At 68.7% G+C, this 15,227-nt stretch carries 17 protein-coding genes; 7 read left to right on the plus strand and 10 right to left on the minus strand.

Annotated features, from left to right (window positions below):
- The first annotated feature begins 60 nt into the window (after window positions 1-60).
- Window positions 61-1,212, plus strand: coding sequence for an IS481 family transposase (locus ACXJKM_RS27460; RefSeq protein ID WP_457356299.1), 1,152 nt, complete (start codon window positions 61-63; stop codon window positions 1,210-1,212).
- A gap of 449 nt (window positions 1,213-1,661) precedes the next feature.
- Here ACXJKM_RS27460 and ACXJKM_RS27465 read toward each other — a convergent pair whose 3' ends face one another.
- Window positions 1,662-2,417 carry a glucose 1-dehydrogenase gene (locus ACXJKM_RS27465; protein WP_457356300.1) on the minus strand — a complete coding sequence of 252 codons (756 nt, stop codon included), beginning with the start codon at window positions 2,415-2,417 and terminating at the stop codon, window positions 1,662-1,664.
- Between the two features lie 109 nt (window positions 2,418-2,526).
- Between ACXJKM_RS27465 and ACXJKM_RS27470 the strand changes: the two genes are divergently transcribed.
- Window positions 2,527-3,441, plus strand: coding sequence for a LysR family transcriptional regulator (locus tag ACXJKM_RS27470; protein WP_457356301.1), 915 nt, complete (start codon window positions 2,527-2,529; stop codon window positions 3,439-3,441).
- 4 nt (window positions 3,442-3,445) lie between these two features.
- Here ACXJKM_RS27470 and ACXJKM_RS27475 read toward each other — a convergent pair whose 3' ends face one another.
- Both ACXJKM_RS27475 and ACXJKM_RS27480 read right to left on the minus strand, forming a co-directional pair.
- Window positions 3,446-4,186: a sulfite exporter TauE/SafE family protein gene (locus tag ACXJKM_RS27475; protein WP_457356302.1), complete on the minus strand. Its 741-nt coding sequence runs from the start codon at window positions 4,184-4,186 to the stop codon at window positions 3,446-3,448.
- Window positions 4,187-4,204: 18 nt separating this feature from the next.
- The gene (locus tag ACXJKM_RS27480) at window positions 4,205-4,810 is read right to left on the minus strand and encodes a DUF938 domain-containing protein (protein ID WP_457356303.1); all 606 of its coding nucleotides are present in this window, start codon (window positions 4,808-4,810) and stop codon (window positions 4,205-4,207) included.
- Window positions 4,811-4,848: 38 nt separating this feature from the next.
- On the opposite strand from ACXJKM_RS27480, the gene ACXJKM_RS27485 reads away from it, so the two are divergent.
- The 3 genes from ACXJKM_RS27485 to ACXJKM_RS27495 all read left to right on the plus strand — a co-directional run bounded on the left by ACXJKM_RS27485 (window position 4,849) and on the right by ACXJKM_RS27495 (window position 7,163).
- Entirely contained in the window at window positions 4,849-5,361 is a 513-nt protein-coding gene (locus ACXJKM_RS27485; RefSeq protein WP_457356304.1) for an N-acetyltransferase family protein, read from the plus strand.
- A gap of 101 nt (window positions 5,362-5,462) precedes the next feature.
- Window positions 5,463-6,086, plus strand: coding sequence for a glutathione S-transferase family protein (locus tag ACXJKM_RS27490; RefSeq protein WP_457320230.1), 624 nt, complete (start codon window positions 5,463-5,465; stop codon window positions 6,084-6,086).
- 165 nt (window positions 6,087-6,251) lie between these two features.
- Window positions 6,252-7,163, plus strand: coding sequence for a pyridoxamine 5'-phosphate oxidase family protein (locus tag ACXJKM_RS27495; RefSeq protein WP_457356305.1), 912 nt, complete (start codon window positions 6,252-6,254; stop codon window positions 7,161-7,163).
- Here the strand turns inward: ACXJKM_RS27495 and ACXJKM_RS27500 are convergent.
- From ACXJKM_RS27500 to ACXJKM_RS27510, 3 genes are read right to left on the minus strand one after another with little or no spacing between them, the layout of a single operon-like run.
- Entirely contained in the window at window positions 7,160-8,059 is a 900-nt protein-coding gene (locus tag ACXJKM_RS27500) for a LysR family transcriptional regulator (RefSeq protein ID WP_457356306.1), read from the minus strand. The two genes, ACXJKM_RS27495 and ACXJKM_RS27500, sit on opposite strands and share 4 nt — an antisense overlap.
- 4 nt (window positions 8,060-8,063) lie before the next feature.
- A complete protein-coding gene (locus ACXJKM_RS27505) occupies window positions 8,064-8,933 on the minus strand; it encodes a pirin family protein (protein WP_457356307.1) in 870 nt (289 codons plus the stop codon).
- Between the two features lie 9 nt (window positions 8,934-8,942).
- Window positions 8,943-9,548 (minus strand): FMN-dependent NADH-azoreductase, encoded by a 606-nt coding sequence (locus ACXJKM_RS27510; RefSeq protein WP_457356308.1) that lies wholly within the window; start codon window positions 9,546-9,548, stop codon window positions 8,943-8,945.
- Between the two features lie 111 nt (window positions 9,549-9,659).
- On the opposite strand from ACXJKM_RS27510, the gene ACXJKM_RS27515 reads away from it, so the two are divergent.
- A complete protein-coding gene (locus ACXJKM_RS27515) occupies window positions 9,660-10,577 on the plus strand; it encodes a LysR family transcriptional regulator (RefSeq protein WP_235532116.1) in 918 nt (305 codons plus the stop codon).
- On the opposite strand, the gene ACXJKM_RS27520 is transcribed toward ACXJKM_RS27515, so the two are convergent.
- From ACXJKM_RS27520 to ACXJKM_RS27530, 3 genes are all read right to left on the minus strand, one after another.
- Entirely contained in the window at window positions 10,539-11,564 is a 1,026-nt protein-coding gene (locus ACXJKM_RS27520) for an SGNH/GDSL hydrolase family protein (RefSeq protein ID WP_056204665.1), read from the minus strand. The genes ACXJKM_RS27515 and ACXJKM_RS27520 overlap by 39 nt on opposite strands.
- A gap of 99 nt (window positions 11,565-11,663) precedes the next feature.
- Window positions 11,664-12,425 carry a TonB family protein gene (locus ACXJKM_RS27525; RefSeq protein ID WP_056204662.1) on the minus strand — a complete coding sequence of 254 codons (762 nt, stop codon included), beginning with the start codon at window positions 12,423-12,425 and terminating at the stop codon, window positions 11,664-11,666.
- Between the two features lie 154 nt (window positions 12,426-12,579).
- Window positions 12,580-12,981, minus strand: coding sequence for a MerR family transcriptional regulator (locus ACXJKM_RS27530; RefSeq protein WP_056204659.1), 402 nt, complete (start codon window positions 12,979-12,981; stop codon window positions 12,580-12,582).
- A gap of 40 nt (window positions 12,982-13,021) precedes the next feature.
- Here ACXJKM_RS27530 and ACXJKM_RS27535 point away from each other — a divergent pair, with 40 nt between their 5' ends.
- A complete protein-coding gene (locus ACXJKM_RS27535) occupies window positions 13,022-14,080 on the plus strand; it encodes an MBL fold metallo-hydrolase (RefSeq protein WP_457356309.1) in 1,059 nt (352 codons plus the stop codon).
- Window positions 14,081-14,415: 335 nt separating this feature from the next.
- On the opposite strand, the gene ACXJKM_RS27540 is transcribed toward ACXJKM_RS27535, so the two are convergent.
- Window positions 14,416-15,225, minus strand: coding sequence for a M48 family metallopeptidase (locus tag ACXJKM_RS27540; RefSeq protein ID WP_457319687.1), 810 nt, complete (start codon window positions 15,223-15,225; stop codon window positions 14,416-14,418).
- Window positions 15,226-15,227: the final 2 nt, after the last annotated feature.

Here is a 15,227-nt window from a genome sequence, read left to right on the forward strand (position 1 = left end):
GTGCCAGGGTGCCAGGACATGGGTAACGCTTTCGGGGTTTCGAAGCCCCGGAAGAAGCCCATGGTCTGGATGGAGAAGAACACCGTGTCCCTGCGTCAAGAGTTCGTGCACCTGGCCCGCCAGGACGGCGCCAACGTGCGTGCGTTGTGTCGCCAGTTCGGCATCAGCCCCAAGACCGGCTACAAGTGGCTGAGCCGTTTCGAAACCTGCGCGGGCGATGCGCAGGCGCTGCATGACCGCAGCCGTCGTCCGCTGAGCAGCCCCGCCCGCAGTGGCGACGCCATCGAGCAAGCCGTGCTCGSCGTGCGCCGCGAACACCCCGCCTGGGGTGGCCGCAAGATCGCCCGGCGGCTGATGGACCTCGGACAGGCGCAGGTCGCCCCAAGCACCGTCACCCACATCCTGCATCGCCATGGGTTGGTCAGCCCTGCGGCCAGCGACACCGCTCGGCCCTGGCAACGCTTCGAGCACGACGCGCCCAACAGCCTGTGGCAGATCGACTTCAAGGGCCACTTCCCCACGCTGGCCGGGCGCTGCCAGGCGCTCACGCTGCTGGACGATCACTCGCGCTTCAACCTGCGACTGCAGGCGCTAGCGCGCACCGACACGCCCTCGGTGAGGGAGCAACTCGTCCAGACCTTCGAACGCTACGGGCTGCCGCTGCGCATCAACGCCGACAACGGCTCGCCCTGGGGCAGCCCCAGCGGGCGCGGTCACAGCCTCAGCGAATTGGCCATCTGGCTGATCCGCCTGGGCGTGCAGGTGAGCTTCAGCGCCCCGCACCATCCACAGACCAACGGCAAGCTGGAGCGGTTCCATCGCACGCTGGACGTGGAGGTGCTGGCCGGGCGGCACTTCACGGACTTCGAGGCCGTGCAGCGCGCGTTCGACGCCTGGCGCCCGATCTACAACTGCGAGCGGCCGCACGACGCGCTGGACCTGGGCACCCCGGTGCAGCGCTACCGACCCAGCGCGGTGGCCTACAGCGCCGCGTTGCACCCCATCGAGTACCCAGACACCGACTGCGTCGTTAACGTCGGCTGGAACGGCTTCCTTCACTTCCAGGGCCGCCGACTGCATGTGTCCAGCGCGTTGAAGGGACTGCCCATCGGCATCCGCCCCAGCTCCGAATGCGACAGCGTGTACGACGTGTACTTCTGTCATCAGCGCTTCACGCAGTTCGACCTGCACGAGCAGCCGGTGGACACTTGAGAAGGTGTTACCCATGTCCTGGCACGGGTGTTACCCATGTCTCCGGTCCAAACAAAACCCGAATGCAGCGTCGCCCGAGCGACGCGGCTGTTCGGTATTTCCTGATGGGCCCGGCGTGCAGCCGAGCGTCGGACGGGCATGAGGTCCGATGGATGGTGCTCGTGACAAGTCGGATGCGAGAGCGCAGCGGTTCGCTTCTTGTCGCAATGCCAGCGGTTGTTTTCGCGCGCCGCTCCTTGCGGCACCGCGCTGGCGTGCGGTTCAGCGCTTCTTCTTTGGTGGCTTTCTTCTGGCGCCGCAGAAGAAAGTTACCCGGCCGCCGGGACGGACCCCCGGCAATGCAGTGATGAGGCGCGAGCTCCGCAAACGCATCCACGACACGGCGGCAGCTTGGGGTTCGCAAGCCCAGCCCACGCTACCGGGCTGAACCTTTCATTGCCACCGGCCCATCACTGCGCCGTCATCCCCCCATCCACCGCCAGCGACTGCCCCGTCAGATACCGCGCCTTGTCGCTCGCCAGGAAGACGATGGTCTGCGCCACCTCATCCACCGTGCCGAAGCGCTGCGACGGGTTGCCGGCACGCATGCCGGCCTTGGCGTCCTCGCTGCGGCCGACAAAGCGCTCCAGCATGTCGGTCTGGATGGGGCCGGGTGCCACCGCGTTGACGCGCACGCCGGCGGCGGCGCCCTCGAGCGCGGCGCTCTTGGTCAGGCCCTCGACCGCATGCTTGCTGGCCACATAGACCGACGCGCCCGCAAAGCCGATCAGCCCAGCCACCGACGACAGGTTGACGATGGCGCCGCTGCGCTGGGCCAGCATGGCGCGCATCTCGTGCTTCAGCGAGAACAGCACGCCGCGCACATTAGTGTCGAAGATGGCGTCGTAGTTCTCGGCGCTCTGCTCGGCGATCGGGCCGTTGCTGCCCTCGGTGCCGGCGTTGTTGACGGCCACGTCCAGGCGGCCGAAGCGCTCGACCGTCTGCTCGACGAGCGAGCGCACCTCGGCCTCGTGGCGCACATCGGCGCGGATGAAGGTGGCGTCTGCGGCGCCTTGCGTTTTCAGTTCGGCGGCCAGAGCCTGGCCTTCGGGTTCGCGGCGACCGCTGACGACGACGACTGAGCCTTCCTTGGCAAAGGCGAGGGCGGTGGCGCGGCCAATGCCGGTCAGGGCGCCGGTGATGAGGACGATGCGAGACGAGGTCATGGAAATGACTCCAGTGGTTGAGTGAACTCACTGTGATTGCTGCCTCCTCAATGCAGAAGCCGGCCGGTTTGCCTAAGATTTATTCCAATCAAGACTGAAACGAGCAGCCATGGACCGATTGCAGTCAATGCAGACCCTGGTGCGGGTCGTCGAGCTGGGCAGCTTCTCGGCGGCGGCGCGCGAACTGGGCAGCACGCAGAGCGCCGTCAGCAAGCAGGTGGCGGCGCTGGAGAAGGCACTGGGCGCGCAGCTGCTGGCCCGCAGCACGCGGGCGCTGAAGCTCACCGACGCGGGCGAGCGCTATGTGGAGCAGGCGCGGCGGTTGGTGGCCGAGATCGGCGAGGCCGAGAGCGAGTTGCGCGCGGGCGAACATCGGCTGCAGGGCTGGCTGCGCGTTGCGGCCTCGGGCAGCTTTGGGCGCTTGAAGCTGATGCCTTTGGTCAAGAGCTTCATGGCCGCCCACCCGGGCGTGAAGATCGACCTGCGCCTGAACGACGGTTTCATCGACCTCGTCGAGCAGGGCATCGACGTCGCGGTGCGCATCGGTGAGCAGCCGGACTCCAGCCTGGTGGCGCGCCGCATCGGCACCGTGCGCCGGGCCGTCGTGGCGCGGCGCGGCTACTTCGAGCAGCTCGGCGTGCCGCCGCCAATCAACCCAATCGCGCTGCAGCAGCACGACTGCATCGTCTACAGCGAGCTGCGCACCGGGCCAACCTGGACCTTCGAGGCCGGGCCCGGTGCCGATGCGCCGCCGGGCAGCCTGGTCAGCGTGCGCGTGTCGGGCAGCCTGCGCACCAACAGCGGTGAAGCCGTACGCGAGGCGGTGCTGGCGGGCATGGGGCTGGCGTATTCGCCGGACTGGTTGATGGAAAAGGAACTGGCCAGTGGCGAGGTGGAGCTGGTCATGCCGCACTGGCAGGGCCAGGCCTTGCCCATGCAGCTCGTCAGCCCGCCGCAGCGGCGCTTGTCGGGCAAGGTCAAGGCCTTTGGCGATCACCTCGCCGCCGGGCTGGCGGCCAGTTGAAGGCTCAGATCGGCCGCAGGAAGAGGCCGATCGTCAGCGCCACGCCCAGGGCAACGATGGCGATGCGCAGGGCTTTTTCGTTGACGTGATGCAGGGCCCAGGCACCGGCGAGTCCGCCGACGATGGCGCTGCTGCCGAGCACGACGGCCTGCAGCCAGTGCACCTCGGGCGACAGCACGAACAGGGCCACGGCCGACGCGTTCATGACGCCGGCCAGCACGTTCTTCGTTGCACCCGCGTTGCGGGTGGGCATGCCCGCCACCGTCAACGCCGCCAGCATCAGGAAGCCGATGCCGCCGCCGAAGTAGCCGCCGTAGATGGCGATGAGGAACTGCATCGCGGCGGTCGCGCGGGCGCTGAAGTGATGGCCTTCAGCCACCGGCTTGCGCAGGAAGCTGCCCCAGGCGAACACGCTGGTGGCAAACAGCACCAGCCAGGGAACCAGACGCGCGAACACCGACGACGGCGTGTTCAGCAGCAGCCAGGCGCCGACCGCGCCGCCGAGCAGGCTGATGATGACCAGGGCACGGAAGGACAGCGTCGCCGTGCCGACGACGAGGCGACGGCCCGCCCAGCCCGAACTGAGCTGGCCCGGGAACAGCGCCACGGTCGATGTGATGTTGGCCGCCAGCGGCGACATGCCCGACAGGATCAGCGCCGGCAGCGTGACAAAGGAGCCGCCACCGGCCAGCGAGTTCTGCAGGCCGGCCCAGAGGCCGGCGAGCACGAGGAGTCCAAGAAGCATGTCTGACAGGGGCGGCCTTCAGGTGGCGCGCGCCCAGGCCAGCAGCATATTGTTGGCGGGCATGGTCAGGGTTTCGCGCAGGCAAAGACCCGCGGCGGCGGCCTGCGTCGCCACGTCGGCCAAACGCCGCAGGCCCCAGGCCGGGTTGCGCGCGCGCAGGTCGGCATCGAAGGCGAGATTGCTCGGCGCCGTGGCCTCCCCGTCGACGAGGTAGGGCCCGTAGGTGAGCAGCAATCCTTCGGGCACGAGATGCCGCGCGGCGCCTTGCATCAGCCCCGCCGTGCAGGCCCAGGGCGCGATGTGGATCATGTTGGCGCAGTAGATCGCGTCGACCTGGGCCGGCACGCCGGGCCAGGTCGCATCGAGCACGTCCAGCGTGATTGGCGGGCGCACCCGGGCCAGGCCTTCGCACCAGGCGGCGATGGAGGGCAGGGAGGCCGCGTCGAAATCGCTGGGCTGCCAATGCCAGCCGGGCAGGCCTTCGCTGCAGAAGGCCGCGTGCTGGCCCGTGCCGCTGGCAATCTCCAGCATGACGCCTTGTGCGGGCAGCAGGCGCTGCAGGGCCGCGAGGATGGGCGGGCCGTTGCGTTCGGCGGCGGGGCTGTGGCGGCGAGGGTTGTCCATGGCGGCATCTTGCCTTGCCGCCGCTAACCTCGCCCCTCATGGCCTATCTGCACCGCGATGCCATCGCCGACGACCTGCCGCGCATCGTCGACATCTACAACTTCGCCGTCGCCACGCGCACCTGCAGCTGCGACCTCGAACCGACGACCGTGGCCAAACGCCGCCCGTCTTTCGACCAGCACACGCCCGACCACCGACCGCTGTGGGTGGCCGAGGACAGCGACAAACCCGGCCAGGGCGCCATCGGCTATCTCGGCTTCTTCCACTTCATGAACGAGAGGCCGGGCTACTTCATCACGGCCGACCTGGCCATCTATCTGCATCCGGACTACCAGGCCAAGGGCCTGGGCAGCTATCTGCTGACGCACGCCATTGCGCGCTCGCCCGCGCTGGGCATCGAGACGCTGACGGCGACGATCTTTGCGTCCAACGTTGGCAGCCTGCGCCTGTTCGAGAAGCATGGCTTCGAGCGCTGGGGCTTCATGCCGCGAGTGGCGCGGCTGGAGGGCGTGGAGAAGGACCTGGTGCTGGTGGGGCGACGGCTGAGCTGACGGCGACTCCCATCGGCCGCGGAAAGAATGACTTGCGGCGCGCGCCGTTTCGCCAGGGCGCGGCGCTGGGCACAGTGGTCCCGTCTTCAACGGAGCCTTCCATGACCCTCAAGTTGTACCGCCACGCGCTGTCTGGCCACGCCCACCGCGCCGAGCTCGCACTGTCCCTGCTGGGCCTGCCGCATGAACTCGTCGACATTGACTTCGCCACCCGCGCACACAAGACGCCCGAGTTCCTCGCCCGCCATCCCTTCGGCCAGTTGCCGCTGCTGGATGACGACGGCCATTGCGTCTGGGACAGCACGGCCATCCTGGTCTACCTGGCCAGCAAGTACGACCCGGCGGGCCGCTGGCTGCCGGCCGACGCCGCCGGTCGCGCGGCGGTGCAGGCCTGGCTGTCGGTGGCCTCGGGCCTGATCGCCTTCGGCCCGGCAGCGGCCCGTCTCGTCACCGTGTTCGGCGCGCGCTTCGATGCCGACGAGGTGATCAACCGAGCTCACACCTTGTTCAAGGTCATGGAAGGCGAGCTGGCTCGTCGCTCCTTCCTGGTCGGCGACCACGCCACGCTGGCCGACATCGCCGGCTACAGCTATATCGTCAACGCGCCCGAGGGCAATGTGGACCTGGCGCCCTATCCGGCGCTGCGTGCCTGGCTCGCGCGCATCGAGGCGTTGCCGGGCTTTGTGCCTTTCAAGACCACGCCGGCCGGCCTGCGCGCCGCCTGAAATGCAGCCCCTCGCCCGGTCCCATCCCGCTGAACGCGGCTGTGCCCGGCCGGTCCCCCGAGGGGACGGCGATGCTCCCGGCATCGAGCCGCGAGCACATCGCCAGGGCGGGCCGGCTAGGGAGCGGCCCGGCGCTCGGCCCGCAAATACGAAAGGCCACTGAAAATGGATCAACCCTTCCACGCCGGCGAGGTCGCCGTGCAGTCTCGCGTCGGCGTCGCCGAGCGCATGGCCGAGGTCGGTCGCCGCGTCGTGCGCGACCACATGCCCGAGCAGCACCAGCGCTTCTACGAGCAGCTGCCGCTGATGCTGGCCGGCAGTGTGGACCCGACCGGTCGGCCCTGGGCCACGGTGTTGGTGGGGCCGCCGGGTTTCGTGCAGGCGCCGGATGCCTGGCATCTGACCTTCGCGGCCACGCCCATCCCGGGTGATCCGGCCGCGGCCGGCATGACACCGGGCGCGCGGCTCGGCTTGCTGGGCATCGAGCTGCACACGCGGCGGCGCAACCGCGTCAACGGCAAGCTGCTGACGGTCGAGCCCTCAGGGTTGCGGCTGCAGGTGGAGCAGACGGTAGGCAACTGCCCGCAGTACATCCAGGGCCGCGAAGTCGAGTGGTTGCGCGATGCGGCGGACACGCGGCCGCGCACCATCGAACGCGTGTCGCAACTGGACGGCGACGCGGCGTGGCTGATCGCCGCCGCCGACACCTTGTTCGTCGCCACGCATGCGGGCGCAGCAGGGACGGATGTGTCGCACCGCGGCGGTCCCGCCGGCTTCGTCACGCAAGAGGACGCACGCACGTTGCTGGTGCCGGACTACTCCGGCAACCGCATGTTCATGACGCTGGGCAATCTGCAACTCGACGGACGCGCGGGCCTGCTCTTCATCGACTTCGAGCGCGGCGATCTGTTGAGCCTGACGGGTCGCGCCGAGATCGTCTGGGACGGGCCGGAACGGGCCGCGCTCGACGACAAGGCCGAGCGCGCCTGGCGCTTCCACCTGGATGAGGGCTGGTGGCTGCGTGATGCGCTGCCGCTGCGCTGGCGGTTCCGCGACTGGGCACCGCAGAACGTCTAGCGCAGGGCGGGATTCGCGCGCAGGCTGTCCACCGCCAGGTCGACAAAGGCACGCACTTTCTGTGTCATGTGCCGGCCCTCGTGATGCACGATGTGGACGGGGATGGTCGGCGGCTCGAAATCCTCGAGCAAGGGCAGCAACTCGCCCCGGGCCAGCGCGTCGGCGGCCTGATAGCTGAGGAGGCGCACGATGCCCAGGCCGGCCAGCGCGAAGGAGCGGGCGGCATCATTGGTTGTCGTGCGCAAGCGGGGGCGGATGCGCTGCACCAGCGGTCGACCCGCTTCGGCAAAGCGCCATTCAGGGTAGGGCGCGACCTGGGTGGGCTGGATCAGCGTGTACCGGGGCAGGTCCTCGGGGCGCTGCGGCCGGCCATGCGCGGCGAGATAGCCGGGCGACGCCAGCAGCATGCGCCGCACCTGGCCAACGCCGATGGCGCGCAGCGAGGAGTCGGGCAGCTCGCCGATGCGCACGGCCACGTCCAGGCCCTCGTCGACGAGATTGACGACGCGGTCGACGAAGACGCATTGCGCGTCGACGTCCGGGTAGCGCTGCAGATAGTCGGTGACGATGGGCGTGACGTGCAAGTTGCCGAACAGCACCGGCGCCGTGACGCTGAGCAGGCCCTTGAGCTGGCTGCGGCTGCCGCTGGTGGCGGCCTCGGAGTCGCCCACGTCGGCGAGGATGCGCCGGCAGTCCTCGGCATAGCGGGCGCCGGCCTCGGTGACGCGCACGGCGCGGGTGGTGCGCGTCAGCAGGCGCACGCCCAGGCGCTCTTCCAGTTCGGCCACAGCGCGCGTGACGACTGGGGCCGACAGGTCCAGCTTGCGCGCCGCGCTCGCGAAGCCGCCGCTGTCGACAACGGCGACGAAGACTTCCATGGCCTGCAAGCGGTCCATGCGTTCAGGCCAGCCTGCCGGCCTGGAAGTCGCGCACGGCCTGCACCAGTTCGGCCTCGGTGTTCATGACGAAGGGGCCGTGCTGCGCGATGGGCTCGCCCAGCGGCTTGCCGGCAATCAGCAGCGCGCGGGTCGGCTGCTCGCCAGCCCGCAGGCGTACGCCGTCGCTGCCGGGCGTGTTGGCGAGGATGGCCATGCGGCCCGAGGGCACCTGGCAGCCACTCTCGAACTTCAGCCCGCCTTCGTAGACGTAGACGAATGCATTGAACTCGGGCGGCAGCAATTGCTCGAAACGGGCGCCGGGCGCGAAATGCAGGTCGAGGTACAGCGGCTCGGTGCTGTCGCGCTGCACGGCACCCTCGACACCATGGCTCGCGCCGGCAATGACGCGCGCCTTGACGCCGTCGCGCTCGAACTCGGGCACCTCGTGGCTGGCCACATCGCGGTACCAGGGCGCGCGCAGCTTGTCCTTGGCCGGCAGGTTCAGCCAGAGCTGGAAGCCGGCCATGCGGCCTTCGTTCTGCTCGGGTGTCTCGCTGTGGATGACGCCGCGGCCGGCGGTCATCCATTGCACGCCGCCGTCGCTGATCAGACCTTCGTTGCCGGCCGAATCGCGGTGGCGCATGCGGCCATTGAGCATGTAGGTGATGGTCTCGAAGCCGCGGTGCGGGTGGTCAGGGAAGCCGGCGATGTAGTCGTCGGGGTTGTCCGTGCCGAAGGCGTCGAGCATCAGGAAGGGGTCCAGCCGGCGCTGCAGGTTCTGCGTCAGCACGCGGTTGAGCTTGACGCCGGCACCGTCGCTGGTCGGCTGACCAGCGACGAGGCGCTCGACCTCGCGCGGTTGGTTCAAAAGGGACGTAGCGACGGTGCTCATGGCAAGTCCTTAAGCGGTGAGCAGTTGAGTGATTTGCGAACGGGCATTGGCAAGACCTTGCTCAGCGGCGAAGGCCATGCCCTCAGCGTAGACGAACTCGACATCGGTCATGCCCAGGAAGGCCAGCACGGCGCGCAGATAGGGCGTCATCTGGTCGCTGGGCTGGCCGCGATGGATGCCGCCGCGGCTGGTGACGATGTAGACCTTCTTGCCGGTCACCAGGCCGACAGGGCCCTTCTCACCGTACTTGAAGGTGACGCCGGCGCGGGCGACGGCGTCGATCCAGTTCTTGAGCTGGGCGGTGATGTTGAAGTTGTACATCGGCACGCCGATGACGACGGTGTCGGCGGCCTGCAACTCGGCGATCAGCGCGTCGTCCAGCGCGACGCGGGCGGCCTGCTCGGGCGTGCGCTGGTCGGCTGGCGTGAACAGGGCGCCCAGAGCGGCTTCGTCGAGCACAGGTTGGGGTGTCAGCGTCAGATCGCGCACGGTGGTCGTGGCGCCAGGGTTGGCGGCGCGCAGGCCGGCGGTCAGTTCGCTGGCCAGGCGGGTGGAAACCGAACCTTGGTCATCGGTGGCACGACGGGCGCTGGCGTTGATTTGCAGGATGTTCATTCGGGTGCTCCAGGTTGGCGGTTGCGATGGAATGAACTCTAGGACTGTCCAATCAACTTCAGAAGTTGGTGATTTGCATATGATTGTTCCGCCAATGGATCAATGGGGCCAATGATGGAATCAGACGCCGACGACCTGCTGCTGTTTGCCCGCGTCATGGAGGCTGGCAGCTTCAGCCGCGCCGCCGAGCGGGTGCACTGGCCCAAGAGCACGGTGTCGCGGCGCATCGGCGCGCTGGAGACCCGGCTGGGCGAGAAGCTGCTGCAGCGCACGACGCGCAAGTTGACACTGACTGACTTCGGCGCCGGCGTGCTGGAGCACGCGCGAGCAGTCGCTTCAGAGGTGGATGGCGCGCTGGCGCTGGCCCTGCACCGCCAGCAAAAACCCAGCGGCCGGTTGCGCGTCAGCATGCCGGCGGACTTCGCCCAGGAGGTGGCGGCCGGCATGCTGGCCGAATTCGCGCTGGCCTACCCGGAGGTGCAGCTGGAGCTGGACCTGACGCCGCGGCGCGTGGACCTGATCGGCGAGGGCTTCGACCTTGCCATCCGCATGGGATCGATGGACGAGGACAGCCAGCTCGCTGCGCGCAAGCTGGCGACGACGCATTGGGGCCTGTACGCGTCACCGGGCTATCTGGAGCGGGTCGGCGAGCCGTTGTTGCCGCAGGCGTTGGACACCATGCACGGGCTGATGCTGCTGACCCGCCACGGCGAGCCCGTGCCCTGGCGGCTGCAGCGCGAGGGGGCCGAGCCCCACCTCGCCCGGCCGGCCCAGCGCACGTTGGCCAATGCGCCCAGCCTGCTGGCTCAGCTGGCGCAAAGCGGCGTCGGCATCGCCGGCATTGACCGCCTCATCGTCAGGGATGCGCTGGCGCTGGGCCGGCTGCAGCGCCTGCTGCCGGACTGGCATCTGCCGGGCTCGAGCTGCTGGGCGGTGTTCCCGGAGCGCCGGCTGATGCCGTTGCGCACCCGGGTGTTTCTGGAGGCGATGTCAGCCCTGCTGGACAACTGCCCGGCGCCGGGCCCTTGAGCCCGCCAGCGCCACGACGACGAGGCCAACGGCCAGCAGCGCCGCCATGTCGGGCTCGGGGACGGCCACCGCGAACACGGCTGCAGCGAGCTGCTGGTGCGCCAGGGTCGTGGGGTGGATGCCGTCCCAGAACAGCGCGGTGCTGAGATCGCAGCTGCTGGTGGTTGCTGCGCAGGCATTGGTCCAGTTGCTGAAGCCCAGCTGCGAGGCATTGTCCACGGCGCTCGTCATGAAGCCGTACATGTCGAAGACCTGTGCGCCGCTGCCAGCCAGCGCGCCGGTGAGGGCGGTGTCCATGGCGAAGCTCAGCGCCGAGGCCTGGCCGCTGGCGCCCATCGCGTTGGCCAGCGGCGTGAGGCCGAAGTTGGGCGTGTTCAGCACCAGCACATGCTGGGCGCCGGCGAGCTTGAGGCTGCCAACGATGCCGGCCATGTCGGCGGCGTAGCTGGCCACTGTCGCGGCAGCCGTGGCGTCAGCGTCGGCACCCATGGCGATCGCTTCCAATGCGACACGGATGTTGTTGCCGCCGCCGGCCACCACGTAAAGAGCGTTCGGATCGGCGAGGTTGCCGGTGGCGCCCAGATACATGCCAAGCTGGGTTTGCATGCTGTACGGGAAGCCCGGCAACTGCGGAATCTCGCCACCGTTCAGACTGGTCTGTGCACCACCGAAGGCGAAGTTATTGCCGCCGGCCAGTGAGGGCGATAGCGCCACGCCGAGCGATTGCGCGAAGTACTGCGTCCAGACCCAGCCATTGGAATACGTGCCCGCCGTCGACGGGATCTTGCTGTAGTAGCCGTCGCCCGGAATGTTGACGGGCGGCAGCCCACCGGGGCCCTGAGACAGCAGCAAAGCGTTGTTGCCGCTGTCGGACAGGCTGTCGCCGAAAACGACGAGTCCGGAATACGGGCCGGTGGCCGAGGCTGCGAAGGCGGCAGCACAAAGACCAATGCCCGCGAGCATGCGGGCGAGCAGACGGATGGACATGGAAACTCCCTGATTTGTGGCCGCAGGACTTCTAACGGCTCGACAACAGCATCTCCGCCCGTTGGCTCAGCGTCAACCCGGGGACGCCCGAGACTGAAATCAGTCGGTGTCGCTCTTGAAGGCGACTTCGACAGCGGCCTCGCGGGCCTTGCGGATGGGAGCGAAGCGCCATTGCTTGACGGCCTCGACGGCCGCCGTGCCCAACCGCGAATGGCTGGCCTTGATGACCGAGGCCTGCTGGACCGCGCCGTCGGGCCCGACCGTGAACTGCACCTGGGCAAAACCGTTGCGGAAGGTGCTCTGCTGCTGCATCTGGCGCGGGATGGCCGGTTCGACCTTGGCCAGCAGTTTCAGCGGCTCCTCGGCCTCTTCCTCGGCCGGCTTGGGCGGCGGCTCCGCGGCCCGTGCCGCGGCGGCCATCGGGGCAGCGGGGGCGGGCGTCGGCGCCGCAGAGGCGAGCAGCACGGGCGTGCGCTCAACTTCAGGTTCAGGCTCGGGCGCCGCCTGCGGCGCGGTAGCAACGGTGGTCGGGGGCGCAACAGCTGCGGCAGCGGTCGGTGCGGGTGCCGTGCCGGGCGTTGGGGCAGGCGCGGGCCGGGGCGCGGCCGCCACGGGAGCCGGAGCCGGCTTGCGCGGCGCGGCGGCTGGCGCCGGCGCTGGTGCGGGCGCCTGACGGTTGGCGCCCTTGTCGGCGTTGAGCTTGATCCAGTGGAAGACGGCGTCGGCGGCCTTCTGCGCACGCTCGAGGCTCTCGGCCTTGGGTGCTTCTTGTTGGGCGCTGGCCGCTTGGGCCAGCATCAGCAGGGCGCCCGCGATGGCGGGCAGGGCAAGCGCCAGGGTACGGCGCGGTCCGAGTGTCATGACAGCTCCACAAAGACATTTCGGCCGGTGGCAAATGCCACCTCGGTCGAGGGGCGGACTCTAGTCAGACTGTGGGATGGCGTCAGCGGGGTTTGTCCCGCATGCGACGCAATTTGAAGCCGCTCCCGGCAAAGCGTCACGCTTGGCCGATGGTTCAAGACCCCAGCAAGGCGCGGCAACGCTTCTCGTGCTGCTGGATCTCGGCCAGCGTGACTTCGATGTCGTGGCGCTGCTGTTCGAGCTGCTGGCGGTGCTGCGCCAGGATGGTGAGGAAGGCCCGCAACTGGGGCGCAGCGCTGGCCTGGCTGTCATACATGTCGACGAGCTGCTTGATCTCCTGCAGGGCCAGGCCCAGGCGTTTGCCGCGCAGCGTCAGCTTCAGCCGAGTGCGGTCGCGCGGCGTGTAGACGCGGTTGCGGCCCTTGCGGCCAGGCTCCAGCAGGCCCATGTCCTCGTAAAAGCGGATCGCACGCGGCGTGATGTCGAACTCGGCGGCGAGTTCAGTGATCGTGTAGGTCGTTTCGGTCGCGGCGGGGACAGGTCGGCGGGAGGGCATGGCTACACTCAATTGACGTAAACGTCAGTCTAGAGCGGTCATGGCCAATCCACGCGAATCCGAACTGCATTACCCCCTGGGCGATACCCTGCCCCAACCCGGCGAGGCGCTGGACCTGGCACCCGGCGTGCGGTGGGTGCGCATGGGCTTGCCCTTTGCGCTGGACCACATCAACCTGTGGCTGCTGCGTGACCGTCTCGATGGTCGCGAGGGCTGGACCATCGTCGACTGCGGCATCGCCAGCGACGACACACGCGCCAACTGGGAGCAGGTGTTTGCCGCGCACCTGGACGGTTTGCCCGTGCTGCGTGTCATTGCGACGCACTTCCACCCTGACCACCTCGGGCTCGGGCACTGGCTGACCGAGAAATGGAACTGCCGGTTGTGGATGAGCGCGACCGACTACAACCTCGCCCGCCTGGCCAGCGGCTCGACGGTGGGCATGGGCGGCGCTTCGGCAGCGGTCTTCTTTGGCAGCCATGGCCTGACCGACCCGGAGTCGCTGGAGAAGATCCGCGCCCGTGCCGACTACTACCCCAAGATGGTGCCGGTCGTGCCGGCCAGCTACCGGCGGCTGATGGATGGCAGCGAGATCGACATCGGCGGGCGCACCTGGCGCTGCATCGCCGGCTACGGCCACGCGCCCGAGCACATCAGCCTGTTTTGCGAAGAAGCCAAGCTGCTGATCAGCGGCGACATGGTGCTGCCGCGCATTTCAACGAATGTTTCCGTCGTCGACGTCGAGCCCGAGGCCGACCCGCTGACGCTCTATCTGGACTCACTCAAGCGCTACCTGGAGCTGCCGGCCGACACGTTGGTGCTGCCCTCGCACGGCAAGCCCTTCACCGGCCTGCATGAGCGCATCGACCAGTTGCAGGAGCACCATGACGAGCGCCTCGCCGAGGTCATCGCCGCCTGCCGCGCCGAACCGACGCATGCGGCCGGCCTGCTGCCCGTGCTGTTCAAGCGCAAGCTCGATCTGCACCAGACGACGTTCGCGATGGGCGAGGCGATCGCTCACCTGCACGCGTTGTGGCTCAAGGGCGAGCTGAAGCGCGAACTGGGCGCCGACGGCGTCTACCGCTTCTTGCCCGGCTGACGCCGGCGCCAAAGAGAAACGCCGCCGACGATCAAGATCGTGCGGCGGCGGTCCGGCTTAGCGCGGTACCTTCACTCCCTCCGGCTGGGCCGGCTGCGGGTACCTGTGTGACAGCGTCAGACGAAGTGTTGCGCTTTGTGAAGGCGGCAGGGTGACCGTGGCTCGGTAGTATTCACATGCAAGCCATTGCGGCGTCTTTCGGGCCGAGTGCCGGGCCGCCCCAAGCCGGCCCGCCTTGGCGATGTGCTTGCAGCTCAATGCTGCAAGCATCGCCGTCCCCCAGGGGGACCGGCCAGGTTGGCCGGCGTTCAGCCGGGCCAGACTGGACGAGGGGCCTACTGAACCACGATGGATTCCTCACGCAGCGCATCGCGCGAGCGCTCGAAATCGGGCAGCACCGAGCGCACCGTGTCCCAGAACGCCGGGCTGTGGTTCATCTCGCGCAGATGGGCCAATTCATGGGCGACGACGTAGTCGATGATGGCCGGCGCGAAATGGATGAGGCGCCAGTTCAGGCGGATGGAGCCGTCGGCGCTGGCGCTGCCCCAGCGCGTCTGCGCCGAGGACAGTCGCAGCGACTTCATGGCCACGCCGAGCTGGTCGGCGAACTGGCGGCAGCGCGGCAGGAAGTCCTCGCGCGCGCGCGCCTGCAGCCAGGACTGGGCCAGGTCGCGGATCTGCTCGGCCGAGGCGCCCAAGGGCAAGGGCAGGCGCAATTGGCGCGCGGCGGCATCCCACACCACCTCGCGCTCGGCAGGTGCCAGCACCAGCGTCAACGCTTCGCCGAGATAGGGCAGGCGGCCGCCGTCCAGCCACTCGATGCGCGACGCCTGGATGCGCTGCTGGCGTTCGCGCTGCTCGACGAGCTTGCGCAGGATCCAATCGCCCTTGTGATGCAGGGCGCGTTCGATCTCGTTGATGGGCACCCAGCGCGGTGCGCTGACGCGCAGGCCCTGCGGCCCGACGACGAAGCCGATCGAGCGCCGGCGCGCCCGCTTGAGTTCATAGCCGATGCGATGCTGGCCCAGCAGCAGCTCACGCCGCGCGCGCGGCGCGCCGGGCTCGGCTGGCGTGATCTCCGGCTCCACGTCGAACAGTGACAGCTGGCTGTCCTGCAGGAGTGGGGCCGGGCGCTTGGCGGGCATGG

The sequence above is a fragment of the Roseateles sp. P5_D6 genome (genome assembly GCF_054049415.1).

What these genes read in the sequence shown, in the direction of transcription:
- ACXJKM_RS27465 (WP_457356300.1), bottom strand. Translation starts at nt 2,417, where the DNA reads ATGACCTCGTCTCGCATCGTCCTCATCACCGGCGCCCTGACCGGCATT.
- ACXJKM_RS27470 (WP_457356301.1), top strand. Translation starts at nt 2,527, where the DNA reads ATGGACCGATTGCAGTCAATGCAGACCCTGGTGCGGGTCGTCGAGCTG.
- ACXJKM_RS27475 (WP_457356302.1), bottom strand. Translation starts at nt 4,186, where the DNA reads ATGCTTCTTGGACTCCTCGTGCTCGCCGGCCTCTGGGCCGGCCTGCAG.
- ACXJKM_RS27480 (WP_457356303.1), bottom strand. Translation starts at nt 4,810, where the DNA reads ATGGACAACCCTCGCCGCCACAGCCCCGCCGCCGAACGCAACGGCCCG.
- ACXJKM_RS27485 (WP_457356304.1), top strand. Translation starts at nt 4,849, where the DNA reads ATGGCCTATCTGCACCGCGATGCCATCGCCGACGACCTGCCGCGCATC.
- ACXJKM_RS27490 (WP_457320230.1), top strand. Translation starts at nt 5,463, where the DNA reads ATGACCCTCAAGTTGTACCGCCACGCGCTGTCTGGCCACGCCCACCGC.
- ACXJKM_RS27495 (WP_457356305.1), top strand. Translation starts at nt 6,252, where the DNA reads ATGGATCAACCCTTCCACGCCGGCGAGGTCGCCGTGCAGTCTCGCGTC.
- ACXJKM_RS27500 (WP_457356306.1), bottom strand. Translation starts at nt 8,059, where the DNA reads ATGGACCGCTTGCAGGCCATGGAAGTCTTCGTCGCCGTTGTCGACAGC.
- ACXJKM_RS27505 (WP_457356307.1), bottom strand. Translation starts at nt 8,933, where the DNA reads ATGAGCACCGTCGCTACGTCCCTTTTGAACCAACCGCGCGAGGTCGAG.
- ACXJKM_RS27510 (WP_457356308.1), bottom strand. Translation starts at nt 9,548, where the DNA reads ATGAACATCCTGCAAATCAACGCCAGCGCCCGTCGTGCCACCGATGAC.
- ACXJKM_RS27515 (WP_235532116.1), top strand. Translation starts at nt 9,660, where the DNA reads ATGATGGAATCAGACGCCGACGACCTGCTGCTGTTTGCCCGCGTCATG.
- ACXJKM_RS27520 (WP_056204665.1), bottom strand. Translation starts at nt 11,564, where the DNA reads ATGTCCATCCGTCTGCTCGCCCGCATGCTCGCGGGCATTGGTCTTTGT.
- ACXJKM_RS27525 (WP_056204662.1), bottom strand. Translation starts at nt 12,425, where the DNA reads ATGACACTCGGACCGCGCCGTACCCTGGCGCTTGCCCTGCCCGCCATC.
- ACXJKM_RS27530 (WP_056204659.1), bottom strand. Translation starts at nt 12,981, where the DNA reads ATGCCCTCCCGCCGACCTGTCCCCGCCGCGACCGAAACGACCTACACG.
- ACXJKM_RS27535 (WP_457356309.1), top strand. Translation starts at nt 13,022, where the DNA reads ATGGCCAATCCACGCGAATCCGAACTGCATTACCCCCTGGGCGATACC.
- ACXJKM_RS27540 (WP_457319687.1), bottom strand. Translation starts at nt 15,225, where the DNA reads ATGCCCGCCAAGCGCCCGGCCCCACTCCTGCAGGACAGCCAGCTGTCA.